The organism is Vibrio sinus (genome assembly GCF_023634645.1).
Taxonomy (GTDB): domain Bacteria; phylum Pseudomonadota; class Gammaproteobacteria; order Enterobacterales; family Vibrionaceae; genus Vibrio; species Vibrio sinus.
In genome coordinates this window covers 1-12281 of record NZ_JAMKMR010000040.1, presented here as the reverse complement: position 1 = coordinate 12281, position 12281 = coordinate 1, and the positions used below count along the sequence as shown (strand labels likewise).

At 45.7% G+C, this 12281-nt stretch carries 8 protein-coding genes; all 8 read right to left on the bottom strand.

The window, feature by feature from the left end:
- Nucleotides 1–51: 51 nt before the first annotated feature.
- Nucleotides 52–4251 carry a DNA-directed RNA polymerase subunit beta' gene (gene rpoC / locus M9194_RS21355; RefSeq protein WP_250614731.1) on the bottom strand — a complete coding sequence of 1400 codons (4200 nt, stop codon included), beginning with the start codon at nucleotides 4249–4251 and terminating at the stop codon, nucleotides 52–54.
- 78 nt (nucleotides 4252–4329) lie between these two features.
- Nucleotides 4330–8361 carry a DNA-directed RNA polymerase subunit beta gene (rpoB, locus tag M9194_RS21350; RefSeq protein WP_250614730.1) on the bottom strand — a complete coding sequence of 1344 codons (4032 nt, stop codon included), beginning with the start codon at nucleotides 8359–8361 and terminating at the stop codon, nucleotides 4330–4332.
- Nucleotides 8362–8596: 235 nt separating this feature from the next.
- On the bottom strand, nucleotides 8597–8965 hold the full coding sequence (gene rplL, locus M9194_RS21345) for a 50S ribosomal protein L7/L12 (protein ID WP_250614729.1): 369 nt from the start codon (nucleotides 8963–8965) through the stop codon (nucleotides 8597–8599).
- A 57-nt stretch (nucleotides 8966–9022) separates the two neighbouring features.
- Nucleotides 9023–9517, bottom strand: coding sequence for a 50S ribosomal protein L10 (gene rplJ, locus M9194_RS21340; protein WP_250614728.1), 495 nt, complete (start codon nucleotides 9515–9517; stop codon nucleotides 9023–9025).
- A 297-nt stretch (nucleotides 9518–9814) separates the two neighbouring features.
- Complete coding sequence (rplA, locus tag M9194_RS21335) at nucleotides 9815–10516, bottom strand: 50S ribosomal protein L1 (protein ID WP_250614727.1); 702 nt, start codon at nucleotides 10514–10516, stop codon at nucleotides 9815–9817.
- A 4-nt stretch (nucleotides 10517–10520) separates the two neighbouring features.
- Entirely contained in the window at nucleotides 10521–10949 is a 429-nt protein-coding gene (gene rplK / locus M9194_RS21330) for a 50S ribosomal protein L11 (RefSeq protein WP_112460208.1), read from the bottom strand.
- A 131-nt stretch (nucleotides 10950–11080) separates the two neighbouring features.
- The gene (gene nusG, locus M9194_RS21325) at nucleotides 11081–11629 is read right to left on the bottom strand and encodes a transcription termination/antitermination protein NusG (protein ID WP_237363708.1); all 549 of its coding nucleotides are present in this window, start codon (nucleotides 11627–11629) and stop codon (nucleotides 11081–11083) included.
- A gap of 12 nt (nucleotides 11630–11641) precedes the next feature.
- Complete coding sequence (gene secE, locus M9194_RS21320) at nucleotides 11642–12022, bottom strand: preprotein translocase subunit SecE (RefSeq protein WP_250614726.1); 381 nt, start codon at nucleotides 12020–12022, stop codon at nucleotides 11642–11644.
- Between the last annotated feature and the right edge of the window lie 259 nt (nucleotides 12023–12281).

Sequence of the window (12281 nt, the reverse complement as noted above, 5' to 3'; positions counted from 1 at the left end):
TAAAAAAGGCACCCAAGGGTGCCTTTCATCATTTTAGCGATTCGCTATGGTTTATTCACCTGAAGAGAAACCAGCGTTAAGCAGTGCCGCTAGGTTGTCTGTCGCTTGTTCAGCTGATGGCCCTTGCGGTTCATCACGCTTAGACTGACGATCTTGGTGATACGCAAAACCAGTACCCGCTGGGATCAGACGACCAACGATAACGTTCTCTTTCAAGCCGCGTAGGTCATCACGTTTACCAGATACCGCCGCTTCCGTTAGTACACGAGTGGTTTCTTGGAACGAAGCCGCAGAAATGAACGACTCAGTTGCAAGCGATGCTTTAGTGATACCTAGGATTTCACGCTCGAAACGTGCTGGCTCTTTGCCTTCAGCTTCAAGTGTGCGGTTAGCGATCTTAACTTGTGAGTATTCTACTTGCTCACCTGCCAAGAACTCAGAGTCACCAGCATGAGTGATAGTACACTTACGAAGCATTTGACGAACAATCGTTTCGATGTGCTTGTCGTTAATTTTAACCCCTTGTAGGCGGTAAACTTCTTGCACTTCGTTAGCAATGTACTGAGTCACTGCATGAATACCACGTAAACGCAGAATATCATGCGGAGTCTCTGGACCATCTGCGATAACGTCACCACGTTCGATCTTCTCACCTTCAAATACGTTTAGCTGGCGATGCTTAGGAATCATTTCTTCGTAAGTATCTCCACCTTCACGGGTGATGATTAGACGGCGCTTACCTTTAGTCTCTTTACCAAATGAAACCGTACCTGTGTGCTCCGCAAGAATTGCAGGCTCTTTAGGCTTACGAGCTTCAAATAGGTCTGCAACGCGAGGTAGACCACCAGTGATATCTTTGTTACCACCAGATTTTTGTGGAATACGCGCTAGCGTGTCACCGATGCCGACTTCTGCACCATCTTCGATGTTAACGATCGCTTTGCCTGGTAGGAAGTAATGCGCTGGCATATCAGTACCAGGGATCATCACATCTTTACCCGCCGCATCAACAAGTTTGATAGCTGGACGCATATCTTTACCTGCTGCCGGACGCGCCGCCGCTTCAGTCACTTCGCTTGAAGATAGACCAGTTAGATCATCAGTCTGACGAGAAACCGTTACGCCATCAATCATGTCAACGAACTGGATACGACCTGCCACTTCAGTGATGATTGGCATGGTGTGCGCTTCCCAGTTAGCCACTGTTTCGCCAGCGTCAACCGTATCGTTATCACCTTTGCTCAAGATAGAGCCGTAAGGCAGTTTGTGCTTCTCTTTGGTACGACCAAACTCATCAATGATAGTCATTTCTGATGCACGAGAAGTGATAACCAGTTTCTTATCTTTGTTGATAACAAACTTAGCATTGTGAAGCTTAACAGTACCTGTTGTCTTCGCTTGAATGCTGTTCTCTGCAGCAGCAGTAGATGCCGCACCACCGATGTGGAAGGTACGCATGGTTAGCTGTGTACCCGGCTCACCGATAGATTGTGCAGCGATAACGCCCACTGCTTCACCTTGGTTCACTAGGTGACCACGAGCAAGGTCACGACCATAACATTGTGCGCAACAACCGAAGTCAGAATCACAGGTAACAACAGAACGTACTTTCATGCTGTCAACTGAGTTTTCTTCCATAATCTGACACCACTTCTCATCAATAAGAGTATTACGTGGGATCAGAACTTCGTCTGTACCTGGTTTTAGTACGTCTTCAGCAACAACACGACCTAGAGCAAGCTCAGTCAGTGGAACTTTAACGTCACCACCTTCGATGTGAGGCATCATATCGACACCTTCATGAGTGCCACAATCGTGCTCAGTAACCACAACGTCTTGCGCAACGTCTACTAGACGACGAGTCAAGTAACCGGAGTTCGCCGTCTTAAGTGCCGTATCGGCTAGACCCTTACGAGCACCGTGGGTTGAGATAAAGTACTGAAGTACGTTTAGACCTTCTTTAAAGTTCGCTGTGATAGGCGTTTCGATGATGGAGCCATCTGGACGAGCCATCAGACCACGCATACCCGCTAGCTGACGAATCTGTGCAGCAGAACCACGAGCGCCCGAGTCCGCCATCATGTAGATGCTGTTGAACGACTCTTGTTGCTCATCTTCACCGTCACGGTTCACAACCGTTTCAGAAGATAGGTTGTCCATCATGGCTTTCGCTACGCGATCGTTGGTCGATGCCCAAATATCGATCACTTTGTTGTAGCGCTCACCCGCAGTTACAAGACCAGATTGGAACTGTTCTTGAATCTCGCGAACTTCTTCTTCAGCTTCTGAAATTTCAGTGTATTTCGCATCTGGTACCACCATATCGTCGATACCAACCGATACGCCAGATAGTGCTGCGTATGCAAAACCGGTATACATGATTTGGTCAGCGAAGATAACCGTGTCTTTCAGACCAAGCTTACGGTATGCCTCGTTCAGCAATGTCGAGATCTGCTTCTTACCAAGCTTTTGGTTTACGAGAGCAAATGGAAGACCTGATGGTACGATTTGCCATAGCATGGCACGACCGATAGTCGTATCAACAAGCTTGGTTTCCGTTACGCTAATACCGTCATCATCTTTGATGGTTTCAGTAATACGAACTTTAACACGTGCGTGCAACTCAGCGCTCTTAGTGCGGTATGCCTTTTCTGCCTCACCTGGGCCAGCAAGGTACATGCCTTCACCTTTTACGTTGATTTTTTCACGCGTCATGTAGTACAGACCCAATACCACGTCCTGAGAAGGTACGATGATAGGATCACCAGATGCTGGCGACAGGATGTTGTTTGTCGACATCATCAATGTACGAGCTTCAAGCTGTGCTTCTAGAGTTAGAGGCACGTGAACCGCCATTTGGTCTCCATCGAAGTCCGCGTTATATGCCGCACACACTAGTGGGTGCAATTGAATCGCTTTACCTTCGATAAGAACAGGTTCAAACGCTTGGATACCCAAACGGTGAAGTGTTGGTGCACGGTTCAATAGAACTGGGTGTTCACGGATAACTTCATCTAAGATATCCCAAACTACCGCTTCTTCGCGCTCAACCATTTTCTTAGCCGCTTTGATTGTCGTCGCCATGCCACGAGTTTCTAGCTTGCTGTAGATAAATGGTTTGAATAGCTCAAGTGCCATCTTCTTAGGAAGACCACACTGATGTAGGCGCAAGTATGGACCTACTGTGATTACAGAACGACCTGAGTAGTCAACACGCTTACCAAGAAGGTTCTGACGGAAACGACCTTGTTTACCCTTGATCATATCTGCAAGAGATTTCAGAGGACGTTTATTAGAACCTGTGATAGCACGACCACGACGACCGTTATCAAGTAGCGCATCAACAGACTCTTGCAACATACGCTTTTCGTTACGTACGATGATGTCCGGAGCTGCTAGCTCTAGAAGACGCTTCAAACGGTTGTTACGGTTGATAACACGACGGTATAGGTCGTTAAGATCAGACGTCGCAAAACGGCCACCATCTAGTGGTACCAACGGACGTAGATCTGGCGGCAGAACAGGAAGAACCGTTAGGATCATCCACTCTGGGTTGTTACCAGATTGGATAAACGCTTCTACTAGCTTCAGACGCTTAGTGATTTTCTTACGCTTAGTTTCAGAGCTGGTTGACTCTAGCTCTTCGCGCATTTCTTCTGCTTCTTGATTTAGGTCCATTGTTGAAAGCAAATCTTTGATTGCTTCCGCACCCATCTTAGCAGTGAATTCATCACCCCACTCTTCCAGACGATCTAGGTACTCTTCTTCGGTCAGCATTTGACCTTTTTCTAGATCTGTCATGCCTGGCTCAGTCACGACGTACATTTCGAAGTAAAGTACGCGCTCGATATCACGTAGAGGGATATCCATTAATAGACCGATGCGAGACGGCAGTGATTTTAGGAACCAGATATGAGCTACTGGTGAAGCCAGTTCGATGTGGCCCATACGGTCACGACGAACTTTAGTTTGTGTAACTTCAACGCCACACTTCTCACAGATAACACCACGGTGTTTCAGACGCTTGTATTTTCCGCAAAGACACTCGTAGTCTTTTACTGGACCGAAAATACGCGCACAGAACAGACCATCGCGCTCTGGCTTGAACGTACGATAGTTGATCGTTTCAGGTTTTTTCACCTCACCGAATGACCATGAACGGATCATATCAGGTGAAGAAAGACCGATTTTGATTGCATCAAATTCTTCAGTCTTATGCTGTGCTTTTAGAAAGTTTAATAAGTCTTTCACATTCAGCTCCTGTAAGGAGTTTAAAGGCGCTCGGCGAGCGCCTTTCTACCAGATAATCGCTTTTTAAGAAAAAAGGGATTATTCTTCGTCTTCTAGCTCAATATTGATACCTAGTGAGCGGATCTCTTTCAACAATACGTTGAACGATTCAGGCATACCAGGTTCCATACTGTGGTTACCGTCTACGATGTTCTTATACATCTTAGTACGACCGTTAACGTCATCTGACTTAACCGTTAGCATTTCTTGTAGCGTATATGCAGCACCGTATGCTTCTAGTGCCCATACTTCCATCTCACCGAAACGCTGACCACCGAACTGAGCTTTACCACCAAGTGGCTGCTGAGTAACCAGACTGTACGAACCAGTTGAACGAGCGTGCATCTTGTCGTCAACTAGGTGGTTCAGTTTCAGCATGTACATGTAACCGACAGTGACAGGACGCTCAAATGCATCACCTGTACGGCCATCAAACAATGTTAGCTGACCTGATTCTGGTAGGTCTGCAAGGCTAAGAAGATCTTTGATGGATTTCTCAGACGCACCGTCGAAGACTGGTGTCGCAATTGGTAGACCGCCACGTAAGTTGTTAACCAGAGTGCGCACTTCATCATCAGACAATGAAGCAATATCCACGGTTTGACGAGTGTTACCTAAGTCGTACACCTTCTGTAGGAACTCGCGGAACTTAGCCAGTTCTTGCTGCTCTTTGACCATTTGGTTGATCTTGTCACCAATGCCTTTCGCAGCCAAACCTAAGTGAACCTCAAGGATCTGACCGATGTTCATACGAGACGGTACACCCAGTGGGTTCAGTACGATATCGACAGGTTGACCTGTTTCATCGTAAGGCATGTCTTCAACAGGGTTAATCTTAGAGATTACACCTTTGTTACCATGGCGACCCGCCATCTTATCACCAGGCTGAATACGACGTTTAACCGCTAGGTAAACCTTAACGATCTTCAGTACGCCAGGCGCTAAGTCATCACCTTGAGTGATCTTACGACGCTTGGTTTCGAACTTCTTATCGAAATCAGCTTTTAGCTCGTCCCACTGCTCAGCAAGTTGCTCTAGCTGTGATTGAAGCGCATCGTCTTCTAGAGACTGCTCTAGCCACTTCTTACGATCGATAGATTGAAGCTGACCTTCGCTGAAACCACCAGAAAGAAGCACTGCTTTAACACGAGCAAGCAGACCACCTTCTAGGATTTGGAACTCTTCAGTTAAGTCTTTCTTCGCTTCTTTAAGCTGCATCTGCTCAATTTCTAGAGCACGCTTGTCTTTTTCTACGCCATCGCGAGTAAAGACTTGTACGTCGATGATGGTACCGGAAACAGAGTTTGGTACACGTAAAGAAGTATCTTTAACGTCAGAGGCTTTTTCACCGAAGATGGCACGTAGAAGTTTTTCTTCAGGAGTAAGCTGAGTTTCACCTTTAGGTGTCACTTTACCTACTAGGATGTCACCACCCTTCACTTCTGCACCGATATAAACGATACCTGACTCATCTAGCTTAGAAAGCGCAGATTCACCAACGTTTGGAATATCAGCTGTGATCTCTTCAGAACCAAGCTTAGTATCACGAGCCACACAAGACAGTTCTTGAATGTGGATAGTCGTGAAACGATCTTCTTGAACAACACGCTCAGAAACTAAGATGGAATCCTCAAAGTTGTAACCGTTCCAAGGCATGAACGCGATACGCATGTTCTGACCAAGAGCAAGTTCACCTAAGTCAGTAGAAGGACCATCAGCTAGTACGTCACCACGAGCCACAGTTTCACCTGGCATCACAGTTGGACGCTGGTTGATACATGTGTTTTGGTTAGAACGTGTGTACTTAGTTAGGTTGTAGATATCGATGCCCGCTTCACCAGGAATCAATTCACCTTCGTTCACTTTAACAACGATACGAGATGCATCCACAGACTGGATAGTACCACCACGTTTGGCAACAGCAGTTACACCAGAGTCAACCGCGATATTACGCTCAATACCAGTACCAACGAGTGGCTTATCAGCGCGTAATGTTGGAACCGCCTGACGTTGCATGTTCGCCCCCATCAATGCACGGTTCGCATCATCGTGCTCTAGGAATGGGATAAGCGACGCTGCGATCGATACAACCTGGTTGGTTGCAACGTCCATATAGTCAACGTGTTCACGTGGGTGAAGACCAGATTCACCTTTTTGACGAGCAGTGATCAGCTCATCAGCGAATGTGCCTTCTTCAGTCAATACTGTGTTTGCCTGAGCAATAACAAATTGACCTTCTTGAATCGCAGAGAGGTAATCTACGTCATCGGTAACAACACCATCTACTACTTTACGGTATGGCGTTTCTAGGAAACCAAATTCGTTACAACGAGCGAACGCTGATAGTGAGTTGATAAGACCGATGTTTGGACCTTCAGGCGTTTCGATCGGACATAGACGACCGTAGTGAGTTACGTGAACGTCACGGACTTCAAAACCAGCACGCTCACGAGTTAGACCGCCTGGACCCAATGCAGAAATACGACGCTTGTGCGTCACTTCTGATAGAGGGTTGTTTTGGTCCATAAATTGAGAAAGCTGTGAAGAACCAAAGAATTCTTTCACTGCAGCTGAAATTGGCTTCGCGTTGATCAGGTCTTGAGGCATGATGGCATCAAGATCGCCAAGGCTTAAACGCTCTTTAACAGCGCGCTCAACACGAACAAGACCAACACGGAATTGGTTCTCAGCCATTTCACCGACAGAACGGATACGACGGTTACCAAGGTGGTCGATATCGTCGACTTCACCCACACCGTTACGGATAGAGATAAGCTTCTTCATCACTTCAATGATGTCAGTCTCATCTAATGTACCGCGATCCGCATCGTCTTCTTCACGCTCGATTGAGCTGTTGAATTTCATACGGCCAACCGTAGAAAGATCGTAGCGCTCTTCTGAGAAGAACAAGCTTTCGAATAGGGCTTCTGCCGCTTCTTTCGTTGGTGGCTCACCCGGGCGCATCATGCGGTAAATTTCTACTAGCGCAGAAATACGATCAACCGTGCTATCAATGCGTAGGGTATCTGAGATAAATGGGCCGTGATCGAGATCGTTGGTAAACAGTACTTCAAGCGCTTTGTGGCCTGCTTGCGATAGGTTCGCTAGCATTTCTAGGCTAAGCTCTTGGTTTGCCGACACAATTAGCTCGCCCGTTGCTTCATTCACATAGTCTTTAGAAGAGACTTTGCCAACGATATACTCAACAGGTACTTCAATGTGCTCAACGCCATCTTTTTCAAGTTGACGAATGTGACGTGCCGTCACGCGGCGACCAGTTTCAACGTAGGTCTTGCCATTTGCTTCAATATCAAATGACGCCGTTTCACCACGTAGACGATCTGGAACAAGTTCCATAAGAAGCGTTTGGTCTTTCACTTCGAAGTTTACTTTTTCGAAGAACAGATCCAAGATTTCTTCCGTTGTCTTGCCTAGTGCGCGCAAGATGATTGACGCAGGCAGTTTACGACGACGGTCAATACGTACGTATAAGTTATCCTTAGGGTCGAACTCAAAGTCTAACCATGAGCCACGGTAAGGAATCACACGTGCGTTATATAAAACTTTTCCTGATGAGTGGGTCTTACCCTTATCGCTGTCGAAGAACACGCCTGGGCTTCGGTGCAGCTGGGATACGATAACCCTCTCGGTACCATTGATTACGAAGGTACCATTGTCAGTCATGAGTGGAATTTCACCCATGTAGACTTCTTGTTCTTTAATATCTTTGACGGTACCTGCTGGCGCGTCTTTATCAAAGATCACTAGACGCAATTTAACGCGCAGTGGTTTTGAATAAGTTACGCCGCGAATTTGACATTCTTTAACATCAAAAACTGGCTCACCAAGACGGTAGCTAACGTATTGCAGCTCTGAATTGCCATTATAGCTCTGAATAGGAAAGACAGAACGGAACGCGGCTTCAAGGCCGTATTGCCCTTCTGGATCCTGTTCGATAAATTTGTCGAACGAATCGAGCTGTATCGATAGCAGGTATGGAATGTCCAAAACTTGTGGACGAGTACCAAAGTCCTTACGGATGCGCTTTTTCTCGGTATAAGAGTAAACCATGGGGTTCCTCAGCTCGCTGATAAGTGACCCAAACTGCCCAATACATTAAAAAATGGGGCAGTGACTAACAGCTGTTTACTGTAGTAACGTTACATTCCTTGTGAGAAATAACGTGCTTTGCACGAGTACAGACGCTTAAACAGCGGGAAAATTCGCCTATACCCTACAGCGCAAAAAGGCCGGTGGTCAGTAAACCACCAGCCATTAGCCTTACGGCTATGAAATTAAATAAAAATTACTTAATTTCAACAGAAGCACCAGCCTCTTCTAGTTGAGCTTTAAGAGCTTCAGCTTCAGCTTTCTCGATGCCTTCTTTTAGAGGTGCAGGAGCGCCGTCAACTAGAGCTTTAGCTTCTTTAAGGCCTAGACCTGTAGCACCACGTACTGCTTTGATAACTTGTACTTTGTTACCGCCAGCAGCAGTTAGGATTACGTCAAATTCAGTTTGCTCAGCAGCAGCTTCGCCTGCAGCTGCGCCGCCAGCTACTACAGCTGCAGCAGCAGATACGCCGAATTTTTCTTCCATTGCTTCAATTAGTTCAACAACTTGCATTACAGACATTTCTGCAACTGCGTCTAGGATTTGCTCGTTAGTAATAGACATAACAATTCTCTTTTAAGTCAACAATTAGTTTATTTTGCAACCAGTAAAAAGCAAGGCTTAAGCCGCAGCTTCTTGCTTCTGATCGCGAATAGCAGCGATAGTACGTGCCAGCTTACCTGCAGAAGCTTCTTTCATGCACATCATTAGGCGTGCAATTGCTTCGTCGTAAGTTGGTAGAGTCGCTAGTACTTCAGCGTCAGTAACTGCGCCTTCAAATGCAGCAGCTTTGATCTCGAAGTCGTTATTCTCTTTAGCGAAGTCTTTGAAAAGACGCGCTGCAGCACCTGGGTGCTCGTTAGAGAATGCAATCAGAGTAGGACCTGTGAAAGTGTCAGCTAGACACTCATAGTCTGTTCCCTGAACCGCACGACGTGCCAAAGTATTACGAACAACTTTTACGTAAACACCCGCTTCACGAGCTTGTTTACGTAGAGAAGTCATCGCGCCTACTTCAACGCCACGAGAGTCAGCTACAACTGCAGAAAGTGCACCACTGGCTGCTTCGTTGACTTCAGCAACAATTGCTTTTTTGTCTTGAAGATTTAAAGCCATCTTGGATTTACTCCTGGTTGTCGTTACACCACTCACTATTTCAAACAACAGTGAGAGTTATTGAGGTGCATTCCCAGAAGAAAGATAAATGATATAATTGTGAAACCACATCAATAAAGCTTTCTGTCAGTTCGGGCACCATCTACGTAGGATAATTAAGCTAAAACTTTATAGAAAATTTCGGCACCTACGGTCTAGGACGGAGACTGTCATAGTGTTCATATTTGAACTTATTTCAGCCCCAACCACAAATATTAGGCGCAGGATTATACACCAATTCTGCGCCTAAGCAAATCATTATGCTTGAGTGTTCAAGCTAGCTTGATCAACAGCTACACCAGCACCCATTGTTGTAGAGATGCTGATTTTCTTCAGGAAAGTACCTTTCGCTGAAGACGGCTTAGCTTTCTTAATAGCAATAAGAAGTGCTTCTAAGTTCTCTTGGATTTGCTCAGCAGAGAAGTTTGCTTTACCGATTGTAGTGTGAACAATGCCGTTTTTGTCGTTACGGTAACGAACCTGACCAGCTTTAGCGTTCTTAACTGCTTCAGCAACGTTAGGAGTTACAGTACCAACTTTAGGGTTTGGCATTAGGCCGCGTGGACCAAGAATAGTACCTAGTTGACCAACAACGCGCATTGCATCTGGAGAAGCAACAACAACGTCAAAGTTCATTTCACCCTTTTTCACTTGCTCAGCAAGATCTTCCATACCAACGATATCTGCGCCAGCTTCTTTAGCTGCTTCAGCGTTAGCACCTTGAGTGAATACTGCAACACGGATGTCACGACCAGTACCGTGTGGTAGTACAGTTGCACCACGAACGTTTTGGTCAGATTTACGTGCATCGATACCTAGGTTTACTGCAACGTCTACAGACTCAACGAATTTTGCCGTTGCTAGTTCTTGAAGAAGAGCAACAGCTTCGTTGATTTCATATTCTTTAGTTACGTCAACTTTTTCGCGGATTACGCGCATGCGCTTAGTTAGTTTTGCCATGATATTAACCCTCTACCACTAGGCCCATTGAACGAGCAGTACCTGCGATAGAACGCTTCATCGCTTCGATGTCAGCACCAGTCATATCTGCAGCTTTAGTTTCTGCGATTTCTTGGACTTGAGCGTCAGTAACAGTACCCACTTTTTCAGTGTTTGGACGACCTGAACCAGACTTAACGCCAGCCGCTTTCTTCAGAAGAACAGCCGCAGGTGGAGTCTTAGTTACGAATGTGAAAGAACGGTCGTTGTATACAGTGATAACAACTGGAGTCGGTAGACCTTTCTCGATAGATTCTGTTTTTGCGTTGAACGCTTTACAGAATTCCATGATGTTAACACCGTGTTGACCTAGAGCAGGACCAACTGGTGGACTTGGGTTCGCCATACCAGCAGCAACTTGCAGCTTGATATAAGCTTCAACTTTCTTAGCCATGATAATTCCTAAGTTTTGGGTTCATACGCCAATCGTTCAGATCAGCTCCCCGGTTTGTCATTAAGACCTGTAAAAAGGCGCGAAATTATAATCAGATTTCGCGCCTTAAACAAGCCTAAAAAGATGTTTTTTTAATCAAGTTTTTCTACTTGACCAAATTCGAGCTCGACTGGAGTCGCACGCCCAAAGATTGAAACAGACACTTTCAAGCGGCTTTTCTCATAATCCACTTCTTCAACCGTACCGTTGAAGTCAGCAAATGGACCTTCGTTAACACGAACCACTTCGCCTGCTTCAAACATGGTTTTAGGACGTGGAGCTTCGCTGGCTTTCTCGAGTCTATTCAAGATAGCGTCAGCTTCTTTGTCCGTAATCGGTGCTGGACGATCAGAGGTACCACCAATGAAGCCCATTACACGAGGAATACTACGAACTAGGTGCCATGATTCATCGTTCATGATCATTTGTACCAATACGTAACCAGGGAAGAATTTACGTTCGCTTTTACGACGTTGCCCTGCACGCATTTCCACTACTTCTTCAGTAGGTACTAGCACTTCGCCAAATAGTTCTTCCATGTTGTGCATTTTAATATGCTCACGTAGCGATTGAGCTACACGACCTTCAAAGCCTGAAAATGCTTGAACTACATACCAACGTTTTTTTGGAGCTTCACTCATGAATTAAAACCCTCAAACTCCTGTTGCGAAAGAAACAAGACGAACCATGATGCCGTCAATGCCCCATAACGCTAGAGCCATTACAATACTTACAGCTAATACGATCAACGTCGTTTGCATCGTTTCTTGGCGAGTAGGCCAAACGACTTTGCGAATTTCCATACGGGCTTCGCGTGCAAAACTGATCGCTACTTTACCTTTTGACGTTGTTGCAGCCACACCTAATGCGGCAGCAATAAGCACAACTACACCTGCAGCGCGAATGGCCACAGACATGTCACCATACAGGTAATTTCCTACAACTGCGGCAGCAAGCAAAACGAATACAACAATCCATTTGATTGTACCAACTGCGCTCGAGCTTTCAGGAGTTTCAGCATTATTTGCTTTCATAAAACCAACCTGTGATAAGTCTTAATATATACGACAACTACCCCGCATGCGCAGGGATACTTCCTTCACGTTGCAAGTTTACGGTTTAGGTAACATTGCAACTGATAAACGTATAAGACCATCATCTTAAACGTAAAATTCTTTGCTTAAAAGCCATTCTAAGCGCAAAGTCAGAATGCTCTTTTGTACAGCGCAGAAAAAGGGCATCAAATGATGCCCTTTTTAGTAGTGCTTAGTCAAATCTTAATCAAAGATTTTC